The organism is Devosia sp. MC1541 (assembly GCF_012847305.1).
Taxonomy (GTDB): domain Bacteria; phylum Pseudomonadota; class Alphaproteobacteria; order Rhizobiales; family Devosiaceae; genus Devosia.
This window is the reverse complement of the sequence record NZ_JABBDZ010000025.1, coordinates 1-14,848: the sequence shown is the minus strand read 5'-3', so window position 1 is coordinate 14,848 and position 14,848 is coordinate 1. Positions and strand designations below refer to the sequence as shown.

Below are 14,848 nucleotides of genomic sequence, written 5' to 3'. Positions count from 1 at the left end.
CTTATCTAAATTTTAAGCCGCAGTTGAAATGTCTGAGTGAGCGTAAGCCCCACCCGCCTCTCTCCCTGAGACTATCCATGTTCGATCGCCTTCTCGGCAGCATCTCGCGCCGAATGTATATCCTTCTTGCCCTGTTCATCGTTGGCTTTGTCGGCGTAATCGGGTTCCAGCTCAGCCACACCCGCACAAACCTCACCGAACTCAAGAAAACCGAAATTCGCAGCGTCGTTGAAGCGGCTGTTTCAGTGCTCGGCTCCTATGAAGCCCGCGTTCAGTCTGGCGAGATGACGCTCGAAGACGCGCAGGCGGAAGCGCTGCGCTCGGTGAGCGCCATGCTCTATTCCGGCGACGATTATGTCTTCGTGGTCAGCCATGACTACGTCATGTTGGCCAACACCAATCCCAATGTCGTCAACACCAATATGCGCGACCGTACAGATTCGCGCGGCAAGCGCTTCATCGAGGAATATACCGATGGTGCGCGCCTCCAAGGCTCGATCTTCACCACTTTTGGCTTCAATCCAAACGATGAAGAAGGCGCAGAAGTCGATAAGCTGACCTATGTTCAGAACTTCGCGCCTTGGGGCTGGGCCGCCGGTACCGGCGTGCTCCAGACGGATATTGAAGAGCTTTATTGGCAAGAAGTCATCAGCAGCACAACCATCGCCCTAGCGCTGATTGCCGCCTCGACAGTGCTCGGCTGGTTGATCGCACGTAGCCTTACCCGTCCAATCAATCGCCTGTCTGAGCAGATGGCTGAGATGACCGATGGCAAGTTCGATCTGGTCATTGAAGGCGTGACGCGTCACGACGAGATCGGCGCTATGGCTCGCTCGGTGGAAGTGTTCCGCCAGAACGGCCTAAAAGTCTCGCAAATGACCGAAGCGGAGGCCGCGCGCATTATTCGCGATCAGGCTGCGCGTCAGTCGATGATGAGCGACCTGCAAATCGCCTTCGGCGAAGTTGTCGACGCAGCGGTGGACGGTGATTTCACGCGTCGTGTTGCGGCGAACTTCCCGGATCATGAGCTCAACATGTTGGCCGCCTCGGTCAATACGCTGGTTGAAAGCGTTGAACGCGGCGTCGTCGAAACCGGCGAAGTTCTCGCCGCTCTGGCCAACACCGATCTCACCTCGCGTATGCGCGGCGAACATCGCGGTGCTTTTGCCAAGCTCAAGAACGACGTCAACGAAGTGGCCGATAAGCTCACCATGATCGTCACGCAACTGCGCGGCACATCGGGCACCCTCAAGTCGGCGACCAGCGAAATCCTCGCGGGCGCTAATGATCTGTCTGAGCGCACCACCCGTCAGGCAGCGACGATTGAACAGACTTCTGCGGCCATGGAACAATTGGCACAGACGGTCACCGAAAACGCCACCAAGGCACATGACGCAAGCGCTAAGGCTGGCACGGTTTCTGTCGCCGCCGAACAGGGCGGTGCGGTTATGGGCGATGCCAATGAGGCCATGGCCCGCATCACCGAGTCCTCGGCCAAGATTTCCAACATCATTGGCATGATCGACGACATCGCATTCCAGACCAATCTTCTGGCACTCAACGCTTCGGTTGAAGCCGCGCGTGCTGGCGAAGCTGGTAAGGGCTTTGCTGTTGTCGCGGTTGAGGTTCGCCGCTTGGCCCAGAGCGCTGCAACCGCGTCTGCAGATGTCAAGGTGCTCATCGACCAGAGTGCCGCCCAGGTCTCCACCGGCACACGCCTTGTCTCCGATGCTGCCGCTAAGCTTGTCGGTATTCTCGATGGCGTTCGCGCCAACACAGTCCTGCTCGATGCCATTGCGCGTGCCAGCGGCGAACAGGCTTCGGCCATCGCCGAGGTCAACACCGCAGTGCGTCAGATGGATGAGATGACCCAGCACAATGCGGCGCTGGTTGAAGAGATCAACGCCTCGATTGAGCAGACCGAAGAACAGGCCAATGAGCTTGATCGGATCGTCGATGTCTTCCAGGTAGCCGGTGCAGACCCGGCGCGAAAGGCCGCGATGAACTATCTCGGTCATGCGGTTGAGCCGCGCGCGGCCCGTCCAAAGATTGCGACAAAACACACACAACGCGAAGCAACGAACGACTGGACCGCGTTCTGAACTCAGCTATAAACGCTGGTAGATCTCAGATTTTCCGGCGCTTAGCTCGAAAAATACATGTGAAAGCCCGGGTGATTTGCCCGGGCTTTTACGTTTCGTAAAGGTTTCTGTTTCGTTCACAGTCAAGTGCATTCCTTGCCATTTGCCCGCTCCTCACAGGCAGGAAGACTCTTTTGCCCGATTCCGACCACGGCTAATGTCAGGGTGATTCGGATACTTTGATTTTAAGTGTTCGGATCAGCGAGCGGCAGGAGAGCCATTCTCCGCGTAGGCCGCCGCCAAAGCAGTAAATGCATACTGGCCCCTGTGGGTCGGACCTTGGCGCAACGAACACATGAGGCTTGGCATGGTGCCGGAACGATTCCGGAAACACTTGGGATTCGCAGCACTTAGCGCTGCCCCTCTGTCTCTGCTCGCCGCAGCTCCGGCTGTCGCTCAGAGCGGTGTTCCGGTCAGTCTCGGCGGCATTGCGCCGGTGGCCGTTGTGCTCGGCGCGGGCGCTTTCTCGCTCATCGCCATGGCCGTTGTGCGCTCGATTTTGGTCGACACGCGCGCCGCGCGTCGTCGCGCCTCCTCGCAAATCGCTGACTTGCGCAACATGGTCGATGAATATGAGAGCCTGATCGCGGGCTCGCGTGAGTTGACCGTCTTGTGGACCGACGAGAGCGCGACCCCAGCCGAACCCCGCATTCTGGGCGATGCTTCGGCCGTTCTGCCCGTGGGCCGTCAGCCTCATAGCGTTCTTAATCTGCGCAGCTGGCTCGGTCCTGCAGAAGCCAATCGCCTGCAAGAGCTGCTCGACAATCTGAAGATGCATGGTCATCGCTTCTCATCGAGCCTTAAAACGCTCGATGGTCGTCAGGTCCGTTGCTCGGGTTGGGTCATGGGCGGCGCTATCGCCATGCGCTTGCGCCCCGCCTATTTAGAGCCGGGTGAGGCTGCAAGTGTTGCCGTGGTTGAAGCGGCCGATTGGCAATGCGCTCAGGCCATTATCACCCATATGCCCGAGCCCGCTTTCCTGCGCCTTGAAGATGGCAAGCTCGATTTTGCCAATCCAGCCTTGGTCAATCTGGCGCAAACGCGCGGTAAGTCGGTCGAGAACCTTGATCTCGATGCGCTGGCCGCAGCGGTCAATTGTTATGTGGTTGAGTTTGACGTGCCCGGTGGCATTGGTGGCTATCTGGCGCCACGCAAGTCCATCTCCAATCCAGCGCCGATCCCTGAGGCAGCAGTTGCCCCGATCTCCGGCCTGATCGACAACCTCGGCACCCCGATTGCCATCTTCAACGCCAAGCGCCAGCTGGTGCAGTACAACGAGGCCTATATCAAGCTTTGGGGCTTGGATCGTCTGTTCCTCACCCCCGGCACCGATGAGCGCGCTGTCCTCGATAAGCTGCGCACCGAAGGGCGTCTGCCCAATTCCGTTGACTACCACACCTGGCGTGCCAACCATCTCAAGAGCTACGAGCGCACCGAGCCGTTTGAGGCCGATCCTTGGCATCTGCCGGATGGTCGCACGGTCAAGGTCATTTCCGCGCCCGCCGGCGCTGAAGGCGGCGTCATCTATGTCTTTGAAGACATGACCGAATGGTTGAACATGGCGTCAACCAACAAGGCCTTCACCAACGTGCAGCGCGAAACCATCAATGCGCTGTCTGAAGCTGTGGCTGTGTTCGGCACCAATGGCCGCCTGACCTTGTGGAATCCGCGCTTTGAAGAGCTCTGGTCGCAGGTCAAGTCTGAGCTCGAAACCGCGCCCCATATCGACCAGATCGCCAGCCGCTGCGTGCAAGCGCTGCCCCATGATGGCGCCACCATCTGGCGTGATCTCAAGCGCGCCATCATCGATCTTAATCCGACCCGCACGGACCAGAAGGGCCGCATCACGCGCTCGGATGGCAAGCTCATTGATTTCTCGATCACCCGTCTGCCCGATGGTCAGTCGATGATGACCTTTATCGACGTCACCGAAAGCGCCAGCTATTCCAAGGTGCTCAAGGAGCGTAACGATGCGCTGGTTGCCGCTGATCGTCTCAAGGACGCCTTCGTTGAAAACGTCTCCTATGAGCTGCGCTCGCCGCTGACCTCCATCATCGGCTTTGCCGAAGTTTTGGCCGCCGACGAAAGCTCTCCGCTCACCGCGCAGCAGCGCGATTATATCTCCTATATCCACGCCTCTTCGGTCAGCCTTGGCGTGCTCATCGACAATATTCTCGATCTGGCGTCTGTCGATGCGGGCATTGCCGAGCTCAATCCTGAGCGTCTCGATGTTCACGCGCTCATCGAAAAGGCCCGTGCGGGCATTTCGGCGACCATGCCCGAAGTCTCTGGCGTCCCGGCAAAGCTGGTGGTTGATATCGAGCCCAACCTGCCGTCTCTTATTGCTGACGGGACGCGCCTTGTGCAGGTGCTCTACAATCTTCTCTCCAACGCGGCGCGTTTTGCCCCGCCGGGCAGCGAGATCCGCTTGGCCGTCACCAGCCGCGACAATCGCATGCTGTTCGTCATCGAAGATGAAGGCCCAGGCCTCACCGACGAGCTGAAGTCGGCGATCCTGACCCGTCTGGATACTCCTGCCGCTGGCGGCCGTCAGCGCGGCGCCGGGCTTGGCCTCTCCATCGTGCGGACCTTTGTGAACCTGCATGGCGGCACCATCTCGGCCGAACGCCGCGAGCCCAAGGGCAGCCGCATCATCGTCAATCTGCCGCGTGATAGCGCCTTGGCAGGTGTGGCCGAATAATGGACCTCTTCCTTCCTGACGACGCGGCTACGGCAGAATTTGGCGCAACCCTTGCGGCCGAGCTGCAACCGGGCATGATCGTGCGTCTTGAAGGCGACCTCGGCGCTGGCAAAACCGCTCTTGCCCGCGCCATTATCCGCGCTCTGGCCGGTGATCCGGAGTTGGAGGTTCCATCCCCCACCTTCGCCATCATCCAGCCCTATGACACGCCTAAGGGGCCTGTCATGCATGCCGATCTTTATCGCCTTGCCGATGAAAGCGAAGCCGATGAGTTGGGGCTGCTCGACGATCCGAGCGCCATCGTCTTGGTCGAATGGGCCGAGCGCGCCCCCGATATTGCCAAAGCGGCAAATCTCACGGTCACACTCTGCATTCCCAAGGGTGGGGACGGGCGATTGGTGCGCCTCACGCTCTGATCAGAGCGCTTCCAGCGTCTCGATCCCGCTGGTGGGGTTACGCACTACCATAATCCGCCGAAATTCTGAGCCACCATATTTGCGGCGTGGATCATTGCGATCCACCAGTTCGATCCGCCGCCTGTCTGGCCCAAAATATTTGGACGTCTGCACATACATCAGCCGGTGGTTCAGCTGAGCATTGAGCTTGGCGCGCATGGAGTCGACGCTGTCGACGAGGAACAGCACCTCGTCAAACCCCATCTCCACCAGCGGCACCACCTGATGCCGTGGCCCGCCGGAGAGCAGGCACACCACCGGCGCAAACCGGCGCATCACATCGGGGTGCGAGCGCAGGGCCCGAATAAGCCTGAGCTTATTGGCGTCCGGGATCGATCCGTGCACAAGGAAGAAATTGAGCCCCTTGGCCTCATTCTCGGCAAAGCGCGGATAATCAATAGTTTCTTGAAATCCGATCTTCTTGCCAAATTCGCGCATCAATTCGCTTGTCGCCTGACCGGACGCAAAGGTCACAGCGTTGCATTGGGCAATAGTGTCGTCAGTCACTGTCATGATGACGTCCGTTCTCATCAAAAATTAATCAGTGCCCCAGATGGATACTGTATAATTTCTGAATAACGAGACAGCGTTACGTGAAATTGTTGTTAAGCAGATGTAATCATCTGCGCAACAAGGGCCTTTCAGGCCAGCTGTGTGTTGTTTTTTCAACAGTGCGAAGCAGCAATGAAGGCAAAAGGCCTGAGCAGCTGTCTATGCTGCCCAGACCTTTCCAATGCTCAATAGAACCGTGCGCTTAGTGCGCCTCGTCCCAGTTCTTGGCTGCGTGCGCGTCCACCTGGATCGGCACGGTCAGGCGCACAGCGGGCTCGGATGCGGTTTCCATCACCCGCTTGATCACCGGGATGGCCTTATCCTCAGTCCCCTCAGGCACTTCAAAGATCAGTTCGTCATGCACCTGCAGCAGCATGTCGGCCTCGATCCCGGCCTTGGCCAGTTCGGGCTCCATACGGATCATGGCACGACGGATAATGTCAGCCGCCGAGCCCTGAATGGGCGCGTTGATCGACGCGCGCTCGACAAAGGCGCGTTCGGATGGATTGCTCGACTTTGCATTGGGGAACTGGATTTTCCGGCCAAAGATCGTCGTCACATACCCGTCGGTTTTGACACGCGACTTCTGGGCCTCCATATAGTCCTTAATGCCCGGGAAGCGCTCGAAATAGGTCTTGATATAGTCGCCCGCTTCGCCCCGCCCGATGCCCAGCTGATTGGCCAGGCCAAAGGCTGATATCCCGTAGATAATGCCAAAATTGATCGCCTTGGCGCGACGGCGCACGTCGCTTGGCATGCCTTCCACCGGCACGCCAAACATTTCCGAAGCGGTCATCGCGTGAATGTCGAGGCCTTCTTCGAACGCATCCTTGAGCGATCCAATATTGGCAATATGGGCCAAAACGCGCAGCTCGATCTGGCTATAGTCGGCCGAGATCAGTGTCTTGCCTTCCGGCGCGACAAAGGCCTGACGGATCTTGCGTCCATCCGCCGTACGCACGGGAATGTTCTGCAAGTTCGGCTCGTTCGACGACAAGCGGCCCGTCAGCACGGAAGCCTGCTGATAAGAGGTGTGAACGCGGCCCGTCCGCCGATTGATAAAGGTCGGCAGAGCATCGGTATAGGTGCTCTTGAGCTTGGAGAGCTGACGCCAATCCACGATCGTGCGGGCCAGCGGAATGCCCTTGGCGGCGAGGTCCTCGAGCACATCAGCGCCCGTCGACCAAGCACCCGTCTTGGTCTTGGTGCCGCCTTCGAGGCCCATTTTATCAAAAAGGATTTCGCCAAGCTGCTTGGGCGATCCAAGATTAAAGCTCTGCCCCGCCAGCTCATAGGCTTCCGCTTCAAACGCTGCCGCCCGTTGGGAGAAATCGCCCGAAAGGCGCGCCAGCATTTGCCGGTCAACCGTCACCCCACGCGCTTCCATACGCGCCAGAACCGGCGCTAGCGGACGCTCCAGCGTTTCATAAACCGTCGTGGCGTTCTCTGCTGCCAAACGTGGCTTGAGCACATGCCAGAGGCGCAGCGTTACGTCGGCATCTTCGGCGGCGTAGCGCGCTGCGGCAGCAATATCGAGCTGATCAAAGGTCTTCTGGTTTTTGCCGGTCCCCGCCAGCTCACCAAAGGTAATGGTTTTGTGCTCGAGCCAATGATCGGCCAACACATCCATGCCGTTATAGCGCGGACCATCGAGCGCATAAGAGATGAGCATGGTGTCATCAATCGGGGCCATAGCGATCCCGAGATTGGCTAAAATCTCGATGTCGTATTTGCAGTTCTGCCCGATCTTGAGAATGGCAGGGTTTTCGAGAACCGGCTTGAGCATGTCGAGCACGGTGCGGATCGGCAATTGCCCGTCGACAAGGCCGCCGCCTTCCAACAGGTCGCCAGCCTTGCTGTGACCAACCGGAATATAGATGCCCTCACCAATTTCGGTCGATAGACAGACGCCCACCAAATCCGCCGATTGCGGATCAAGACCGGTGGTTTCGGTGTCGATTGAGACGAGCCCCTTGTCGATGATCTTTTCGATCATCGCGGCGAGGTCAGCTTCTGTGTTGATGATGCGATAGGCATCATAATTGACCGGAATGGCTTTTACCCGCGCATGCTCTTCAGCGGCGTGACGCGCAGGGCCGGTGCCCGGAACCGCATTTGCCGCAAGTTTGGCCTTGGCCACGGAGAGGGATTGGGACTTTTCTGGCACGCCTTCCAGCGGCGTGTCGCCGCCAGCCCGGAGCTCAGGGTCCGCCTCGAAATCGTCTGGGTTGGCATCGAGATGGGCTGCCAAACGCTTGGTGATGGTGGCAAATTCCATCGCCTTGAGGAAGGGGAAGAGGTTGCTCGGCTCCATCGGCTGACGCACCAAGGCGTCGATGTCGAGTTCCACCGGCACGTCCTGCGAGAGCGTCACGAGGCGCTTGGAGATACGGGCCAGTTCGGCATTGTCGATCAGCTTCTGGCGACGCGCAGGCTGCTTAATTTCACCAGCTTTCTCCAGCAGCGTTTCGAGATCACCATAGGTATTGATCAGCTCTGCAGCCGTCTTCTGCCCAATGCCCGGCACGCCCGGCACGTTATCGACCGTGTCGCCACACAGCGCCTGCACGTCGATAACCTTGTCCGGGGTCACGCCAAACTTGGTGAACACTTCATCGGGGCCAATCCAGCGCAGCGGCGGCTGGCCGGGGCGGGCGATAGTGTCGAGCAAGCGGATCGAACCATCGGGCTCAACCAGCTGCATCAAATCCTTGTCCGACGAAACGATCGTGACCTTAAAGCCCTGCTCGCGGCCCATGCGGGCATAGGTTGCCAGAATGTCGTCGGCTTCCCACCCTTCCATTTCAATGGAGGGGATGGAGAAAGCGCGGGTCGCCGAACGGGTTAGCGGAAACTGCGGCACCAGCTCTTCAGGCGCAGGTGGGCGCTGCGCTTTATACTGATCATAAATCTGGTCGCGGAAGGTCTTGCCCTTGGCGTCAAAGATTACGGCCATATGGGTGGGGCGATCATCGCCCTCCATATCTTGGGTGAGCTTGAACAGCATATTGCAGAACCCCTGCACGCAGCCGACAGGCAGTCCGTCAGATTTGCGGTTCAGCTGGGGTAGGGCGAAGAAGGCACGGAAGATGTAGCCCGAGCCATCAACGAGCAAAAGATGCATGAGACGATTCCCGTTTCGAGATTGGGTCCAGTTTAACCGCGGACGCCCGACTTGGCACTGCTAAATGCCTAACCGTGTCAGTAAGCCCTATCACGTTGTAAAACAGGATGATTTTCCCATAGACGAAGAGCTCGGCCTCTCATAGGCTATAGGTCAGTGTGTTAGCCCTAATGCGCCGTAAGAGCGCGCATGGCTGAGGAGGGGGCGTTCACCTATGACGACGACTGTGGGGCAGGCTACAATTTTGGTGGCCGATGATGATGCATTGATCACCATGAATACGGTGGATCTGCTTGCCGAACTTGGGCACATCGCGATTGAGGCTTATTCTGGCGCCGAAGCCCTAAAACTGCTCGAAGAACGTGCTGACATCACCGTTCTGATGACCGATTATTCTATGCCCGGCATTACCGGTATCGAACTGGCGGAAGCGGCGCAAAAGCTGCGCCCCGGCCTGAAGGTGCTTTTGGTCACCGGCTATGCCGAGCTGCCGCACAACCAATCCAGCGATCTACCGCGTTTGGAAAAGCCCTATCAGCTCGACGAACTCGACAGTATTCTCAATAAGCTTTTGGGCCGCGAGGCGTAAACTTAACGCAGGCCAGCCTTTTCAACGAGGCCGAGACGCTTGGCGTCGTAGTAATAGCCCCGAGCATAAAACTGCACTGATCGATCAGGATCGCCACCAGCGGTCATATAGGCCCCAGCCAGATAGCGCACGGCATAGCGCATATTGGTTTCGGCATCCAAAAGGCCTGCGGGTTCGCCCCGATAACCCATGCCGCGCGCGGTTGCGTGGCTAATTTGCATAAGGCCGTAATAGGGGCCATTGCGGGCTGCGGGATTATAGGTGCTTTCGCGCACGATCACGCGGTGGATCAGGCTTTCAGGCACCTTGTACTGGGCCGCATAATGGGTCACCAGCGCATTGATCTTGCCGCGTGTGTCGGCATAGGCCATCACCACATCGGCAGGTGCTGTTGGAACCGCCGCCGCTTTCGGCACATGGCCGGCAGGCGTTGGCGTTGACACAGCCTGCTCCAGTGCAGCAGCTGCAGTCTGTCCCGCTCGGTTCCCCGCCATTGGCTTAATGCCAGCAAAGGAGCACCCCGCTAGCACAGTGGCAAGGATCAACGTAGCGGTGATGGTAAGCGGCCGTGCCGTCATTCGCATTCCCAGATTACCCGTCTGTAAAAATGCCGTATGCGCAAAACGCGGCGGCTTTGGGGCGGAGCCACGCGAGCGCAGCAAGTGTGATCGGAGCGAGCATTCGGGCGCTTCTTGCGGCCACGATCTCGCCCAGAGTCTTGGATATGGCCAGTAAACCCAAATGGGTTTCATCGTTGCGAGCCATTGAACCTGCCCCGCCCTCTAGGGCCTTAGGCTTAAAGAGGGGTTAAGCGATAGGCCGCGACAGTCCTAAACGATCCAGCCCGTCTGGAAACACTATACCGAAAGGCCGATCCATGAGCTCACCTCAGACCGGCGATATCATTCGCATTCATTACACCGGGCGCTTTCCCGATGGGACTGTGTTTGACAGTTCCGAGGGGCGTGAACCTTTGGAGTTCACCCACGGGGTTGGTCAGGTTATTCCGGGGCTAGATCGTCACGTCGCGCAGATGCGCGTCGGTGATAAGTCCACCGTCACCATTCCGGCGGCCGATGCCTACGGTCCCCATCACGACGAAGCCGTTCAGGTGATGAGCCGGAATTTCGTCCCCGCTGGCATTCCCCTGGAGCTCGGCACGCAGCTGCAGGCCCGTGGTCCCGATGGCAGCCTCGTGACAATCACCGTGATCGATATGGATGATGAGACCATCACGGTCGACGCTAACCATCCGATGGCTGGTAAAGACCTTATTTTCGACGTCGAGCTGGTCGAAGTGCGCGCGCAGGCCTAATTAGGCTTGCCCAAAAGGCGGCGCAGAGCCGCCTTTATTTTATTTGTGGTGGCGAAAAAGCGGCGCGGGCCTCAGCTGCCTTTGCGCGGGTCACGCAGCCTTCATGATGGTCATTGACGAGGCCCATCGCCTGCATGAAGGCGAAGACGGTCGTCGGGCCGACAAACTTCCAGCCGCGTTTCTTGAACGCCTTTGAGAGAGCAATCGCTTCAGGCGATGTCGTCGGGCTCTGCGGTGGGCTCAGCGTTTTCGCCTCATACTGCCAAACAAAGCCTGCAATCGAGCCGGCCTCTTTGATCAACTCCTGCGCCCGCTGCGCATTGTTGATCACCGCCTCGATCTTTCCCCGGTGTCGAACAATGCCGCTATTCTGCAAAAGGCGCTCGACATCGTCTTGGGTGAACTGGGCGACCGCGTCGATTTCAAAATTGGCAAAGCCACGCCGAAAATTTTCGCGCTTATTAAGGATCGTCCGCCAGGAGAGGCCCGACTGAAACCCTTCAAGGCTGATTTTCTCAAACAGCCTGCGGTCATCGACAACGGGGAAACCCCATTCATGGTCGTGATAGGGAATGAATTCGGCGATTTCCCCGCACCAGCCGCAGCGCGGCGCACCATCGGGGCCTGTTACTAGGCTCATCGCTTCCCTCGCATTCCATAAACACCTTGGACATACTGCAGAAATTGGCACATGCTGTCAGTAGGTTTTGGGGCGCGCGGCCCGTGCTCGGCCATTCCGATGCCAAGGCTCAGGCCCATAAAGGCCAGCCAAGTGCCATAGATATGCCCATCGGCGCCACGAGGTGTGGAGAGAACCCATGGGGCCACATCGCTGGTTGCGAAAGCGCCATAGTTCCATTAGTTTGCCGCTCATTCATCGGGGGCTACCTCCCGATTCCGGCCTGCACCCGTAGCTCAGCTGGATAGAGCGCTGCCCTCCGAAGGCAGAGGCCACAAGTTCGAATCTTGTCGGGTGCGCCAACGCTTATCCTAAGTACTTGATGTAACACATTAAGTTTGGGACAGGTTTCGGGACAACGCCCCCGAATCAAAGTTCGCGCCGACCATTGCGAATCCTCGGAATGTCGAAGACCCTTTTTCCACTAAACGTGAGAAGAAGACGTCATGCCGACCATTAAGCTCCGTGGCACGGACTACATCTATGAGCGGATTTCCACAGACGGACGCCTGACCTCGTACCAGGTCAAAATCCGTCGCAAGGGCTTTCCCAATCACACCGGTTCCTTCGACGATCTCGAGGAGGCCAAGCGCTTCGTGCGCCAAGTGATGGGCGACCAGGATCGTGGCCACAAGATAGATCGCTTGATCGGCCATCGTACCAGCGTGGGCGACGTTATCGATGACGCAATCACCGCTTTGGAGACTGGTCGTCGCCGAGTGAAGGGCAAGGAGACCGAGCTTTACCGCTTGCGTGCCTTCAAACGCGACTTCGTGCTGCTCTGCTCCACGGCCCTTGCGGATGCAAGCGAAGACATGTTCGAGGATTGGATCGCCGAGCGACTGGAAGAGGTCAAACCCAATTCGATTGGTCGCGATGTCCGGTTGCTTAAACCAATATTCGAAGCGGCCGCACGCAAATACGATCTGGCGCGGTCACCGCTCGCCTACATCAAGCCGCCACGATCGATCGACGAACGCATTCGTCGCATTCAACCGGAGGAGGAAAGCCTGCTTTTTGCAGAACTGATCGTCGCGAAGGACCCGATCGTGCGTAAGCGCCAAGGCGCCCCCGTCTCACGCATTGGCTTGAGTTGGATTATTTGCACGTCTGATTTGATGACGGTGTGAGTTTCTATGTCTGCTCCTATGCCCAGTGATAGAAGTTTCCAATTGCTAGAGGTGGTGCCGGGCCGGATGGACAGCAGTCCTGCGGTATCGCGGCGGAATTGGCCCGATGAGACCAAGGCTCGGATCCTTAAAGAGGCGCTTGCTCCGGATGCGAACGTGTCGGCAGTAGCGCGCCGATACGGAATGTCGCCCTCGCAATTGTTCGGCTGGCGGCGCAAAGCCGTTGCCAAAGGCCAGGTCGAGCGGCTTGAGACGCCGTGCGAGGAGCATGCTTGCTCGGGCGGGACTGTCGAGATCGAGATCGCAGGTGCCATGATCCGGGTTGGCCCGACAATCAGCGAGGATCACCTGCGCCGGGTTTTGCGCGCTGTTCGGTCCGGATGATCCCCTCGGGCGCCAAGGTATTTTTGGCCAGCCATCCGGTCGACTTCCGGAAAGGACCTGATGGGTTGGTCAGTCTGGTGCGCGACGCCGGAGCCGATCCGTTCGACGGCTCGCTCTACGTTTTCCGGTCAAAGCGCGCTGATCGGGTCAAGATCGTGTGGTAGGATGGTACGGGTTTGTGTCTGTACGCCAAGCGGCTGGAAAAGGCGGCGTTCTGCTGGCCGCGGATCGGCCACAGCCGGGTCCACCTGGGCCATGCGCAACTGCTGGCACTGGTGGAGGGTATGGACTGGAAACGGGTGTACGCGGTGACTGAGAGCCGGCCGCAATCGGCTGGGTAAAAGCCTGCGGCAGACCGACTCACTGATACAAAACCCCAGGCAATCCGGGGTGTTTTATGCCATAATGCGGTCATGGCTCCGACCGATCCGCAACAGCTCCCAGACGACATTGACACGCTCAAGGCGATGATCGCTGCGGCCCATGCCGAGATCGCCGAACTCAAGGTCATCAACGCCACGGCCGACGAGCGTATCGCGCGACTGACCTTGATCCTCGCCATGCTGCAGCGCGCCCAATACGGCACGCGCTCTGAACGGCTACGCCACGACCCGCTCAACGATGAGCAGATGGCCTTCGTGTTCGACGAGATCGAAACCGGCATTGAGGAGATCAAGGCCGGGCTGGAAGCGCGCAACAGGAACAATGCTGCTCCCCGTCCTTCGCGGCCGCGAAAGGGTTTTGCTCCACACCTGGAGCGCATCGAGCCCGAGGTGCCGGCCGACTGCGTTGGTCTGGAGGCCGTCCGAATTGGCGAAGACGTCTCCGAACGGCTCGATGTGCCCCCGGCGACGTTCCGCGTCATCGTCACCCGTCGTCCCAAATATGCCTACCGCCTGGCTGACGGCGAAGACCGCATCGTGCAGGCGAGGGCGCCCGATCACCTGATTGTCGGCGGCATCCCCACCGAGGCGCTGCTGGCCCAGGTGGCGGTCAGCAAATATGCCGATGGCTTGCCACTCTATCGGCAGGAAGAGATCTACGCCCGCGATGGCGTGGAGCTGGACCGCTCGCTGATGGCCCAGTGGATGGGTCGGCTGGGCTTCGAACTCGAACCGCTGGCCCAGTACGTCCTTCACACCATCAAACAGGGCGAACGGATCTTCGCCGACGAGACCCAGTTACCGACCCTGGCGCCGGGCTCGGGCAAGGTGAAGACCGCCTGGCTCTGGGCCTATGCCCGGGACGATCGAACCTTTGGCGGATCAGGACCACCAATGGTGGCCTATCGATTCGAAGACTCTCGGTCCGGCGATTGCGTTGCCCGGCACCTGGATGGATACCGCGGTATCCTGCAGGTTGACGGCTATACTGCCTATAACCGGCTGGGCAAGCAGAGCGGCGCCAATGACGCGGTGACCCTTGCCGGGTGCTGGGCCCACGCGCGGCGCAAGTTCTTTGATCTGCATGCAAGCGATGCCTCGCCCTTTGCCAGCGCCGTGGTCAAGGCCATGGCTCCGCTCTGGACAATTGAGGAGGATATCCGCGGCCATCATGCTGAATTGCGTGCCAGCGTCCGGGCAGAGCGCTCCAGTCCCATCGTGGCTGAGCTGTTCAACATGCTGGACCGGGAGCTGCCACGCCTGTCAGGTGGTCTGCCCCCTGAAAAGTGGTCCTCCCTGAAGTAGGCTATTGAGCCGCTAGAGAGGACGTTGGAATGCCCCAGAAGAAGCACAAGCCCGAAGAGATCGTCGCCAAGCTACGCCAGGTTGATGTTC

At 58.9% G+C, this 14,848-nt stretch carries 11 protein-coding genes, 1 tRNA gene and 2 pseudogenes; 9 read left to right on the top strand and 5 right to left on the bottom strand.

Annotation, left to right across the window (positions count from 1 at the left end; all coding sequences use genetic code 11):
- Positions 1–77: 77 nt before the first annotated feature.
- From HKD40_RS16900 to tsaE, 3 genes are all read left to right on the top strand, one after another.
- Positions 78–2,102, top strand: coding sequence for a methyl-accepting chemotaxis protein (locus HKD40_RS16900; RefSeq protein WP_169196952.1), 2,025 nt, complete (start codon positions 78–80; stop codon positions 2,100–2,102).
- A gap of 346 nt (positions 2,103–2,448) precedes the next feature.
- Positions 2,449–4,842 carry an ATP-binding protein gene (locus tag HKD40_RS16895; RefSeq protein ID WP_169196951.1) on the top strand — a complete coding sequence of 798 codons (2,394 nt, stop codon included), beginning with the start codon at positions 2,449–2,451 and terminating at the stop codon, positions 4,840–4,842.
- Positions 4,842–5,258 (top strand): tRNA (adenosine(37)-N6)-threonylcarbamoyltransferase complex ATPase subunit type 1 TsaE, encoded by a 417-nt coding sequence (tsaE, locus tag HKD40_RS16890; RefSeq protein ID WP_169196950.1) that lies wholly within the window; start codon positions 4,842–4,844, stop codon positions 5,256–5,258. Before HKD40_RS16895 ends, tsaE begins: the two co-directional genes overlap by 1 nt.
- Here the strand turns inward: tsaE and HKD40_RS16885 are convergent, their stop codons facing one another.
- Together HKD40_RS16885 and polA are read right to left on the bottom strand one after the other, a co-directional pair.
- Positions 5,259–5,810 (bottom strand): hypothetical protein, encoded by a 552-nt coding sequence (locus HKD40_RS16885; protein ID WP_169196949.1) that lies wholly within the window; start codon positions 5,808–5,810, stop codon positions 5,259–5,261.
- A 241-nt stretch (positions 5,811–6,051) separates the two neighbouring features.
- On the bottom strand, positions 6,052–8,973 hold the full coding sequence (gene polA, locus HKD40_RS16880) for a DNA polymerase I (protein WP_169196948.1): 2,922 nt from the start codon (positions 8,971–8,973) through the stop codon (positions 6,052–6,054).
- Between the two features lie 214 nt (positions 8,974–9,187).
- Here polA and HKD40_RS16875 point away from each other — a divergent pair, with 214 nt between their 5' ends.
- Positions 9,188–9,562, top strand: a complete 375-nt coding sequence (locus HKD40_RS16875) for a response regulator (protein WP_169196947.1) — start codon at positions 9,188–9,190, stop codon at positions 9,560–9,562.
- A 2-nt stretch (positions 9,563–9,564) separates the two neighbouring features.
- Here HKD40_RS16875 and HKD40_RS17980 read toward each other — a convergent pair.
- Positions 9,565–9,906: pseudogene (locus tag HKD40_RS17980) on the bottom strand (lytic transglycosylase domain-containing protein); the annotation flags it as partial.
- A 533-nt stretch (positions 9,907–10,439) separates the two neighbouring features.
- Between HKD40_RS17980 and HKD40_RS16865 the strand changes: the two are divergent.
- Positions 10,440–10,877 (top strand): peptidylprolyl isomerase, encoded by a 438-nt coding sequence (locus tag HKD40_RS16865; protein ID WP_169196945.1) that lies wholly within the window; start codon positions 10,440–10,442, stop codon positions 10,875–10,877.
- Between the two features lie 34 nt (positions 10,878–10,911).
- On the opposite strand, the gene HKD40_RS16860 is transcribed toward HKD40_RS16865, so the two are convergent.
- Positions 10,912–11,517 (bottom strand): DNA-3-methyladenine glycosylase I, encoded by a 606-nt coding sequence (locus HKD40_RS16860; protein WP_169196944.1) that lies wholly within the window; start codon positions 11,515–11,517, stop codon positions 10,912–10,914.
- Between the two features lie 264 nt (positions 11,518–11,781).
- Here HKD40_RS16860 and HKD40_RS16855 point away from each other — a divergent pair.
- The 3 genes from HKD40_RS16855 (at position 11,782) to HKD40_RS18110 (ending at position 13,070) form a co-directional block, all read left to right on the top strand.
- Positions 11,782–11,858: transfer RNA gene (locus tag HKD40_RS16855), tRNA-Arg, on the top strand.
- A 144-nt stretch (positions 11,859–12,002) separates the two neighbouring features.
- Positions 12,003–12,686: a hypothetical protein gene (locus tag HKD40_RS16850; RefSeq protein ID WP_169196943.1), complete on the top strand. Its 684-nt coding sequence runs from the start codon at positions 12,003–12,005 to the stop codon at positions 12,684–12,686.
- A gap of 66 nt (positions 12,687–12,752) precedes the next feature.
- Positions 12,753–13,070: a transposase gene (locus tag HKD40_RS18110; RefSeq protein ID WP_282567911.1), complete on the top strand. Its 318-nt coding sequence runs from the start codon at positions 12,753–12,755 to the stop codon at positions 13,068–13,070.
- 128 nt (positions 13,071–13,198) lie between these two features.
- On the opposite strand, the gene HKD40_RS18105 is transcribed toward HKD40_RS18110, so the two are convergent.
- Positions 13,199–13,327: a hypothetical protein gene (locus tag HKD40_RS18105; RefSeq protein ID WP_282567910.1), complete on the bottom strand. Its 129-nt coding sequence runs from the start codon at positions 13,325–13,327 to the stop codon at positions 13,199–13,201.
- A 156-nt stretch (positions 13,328–13,483) separates the two neighbouring features.
- On the opposite strand from HKD40_RS18105, the pseudogene HKD40_RS16835 reads away from it, so the two are divergent.
- Positions 13,484–14,722: pseudogene (locus HKD40_RS16835) on the top strand (IS66 family transposase); the annotation flags it as partial.
- Positions 14,723–14,848: the final 126 nt, after the last annotated feature.

Excerpts from the sequence above, each read along its gene's own strand:
- HKD40_RS16860 (WP_169196944.1), bottom strand. The coding sequence starts at position 11,517 with ATGAGCCTAGTAACAGGCCCCGATGGTGCGCCGCGCTGCGGCTGGTGC.
- HKD40_RS16885 (WP_169196949.1), bottom strand. The coding sequence starts at position 5,810 with ATGACAGTGACTGACGACACTATTGCCCAATGCAACGCTGTGACCTTT.
- HKD40_RS16895 (WP_169196951.1), top strand. The coding sequence starts at position 2,449 with ATGGTGCCGGAACGATTCCGGAAACACTTGGGATTCGCAGCACTTAGC.
- HKD40_RS16900 (WP_169196952.1), top strand. The coding sequence starts at position 78 with ATGTTCGATCGCCTTCTCGGCAGCATCTCGCGCCGAATGTATATCCTT.
- HKD40_RS18110 (WP_282567911.1), top strand. The coding sequence starts at position 12,753 with ATGGACAGCAGTCCTGCGGTATCGCGGCGGAATTGGCCCGATGAGACC.
- HKD40_RS16875 (WP_169196947.1), top strand. The coding sequence starts at position 9,188 with ATGACGACGACTGTGGGGCAGGCTACAATTTTGGTGGCCGATGATGAT.
- HKD40_RS16865 (WP_169196945.1), top strand. The coding sequence starts at position 10,440 with ATGAGCTCACCTCAGACCGGCGATATCATTCGCATTCATTACACCGGG.
- polA (WP_169196948.1), bottom strand. The coding sequence starts at position 8,973 with ATGCATCTTTTGCTCGTTGATGGCTCGGGCTACATCTTCCGTGCCTTC.
- HKD40_RS18105 (WP_282567910.1), bottom strand. The coding sequence starts at position 13,327 with ATGGCCCAGGTGGACCCGGCTGTGGCCGATCCGCGGCCAGCAGAACGC.
- tsaE (WP_169196950.1), top strand. The coding sequence starts at position 4,842 with ATGGACCTCTTCCTTCCTGACGACGCGGCTACGGCAGAATTTGGCGCA.
- HKD40_RS16850 (WP_169196943.1), top strand. The coding sequence starts at position 12,003 with ATGCCGACCATTAAGCTCCGTGGCACGGACTACATCTATGAGCGGATT.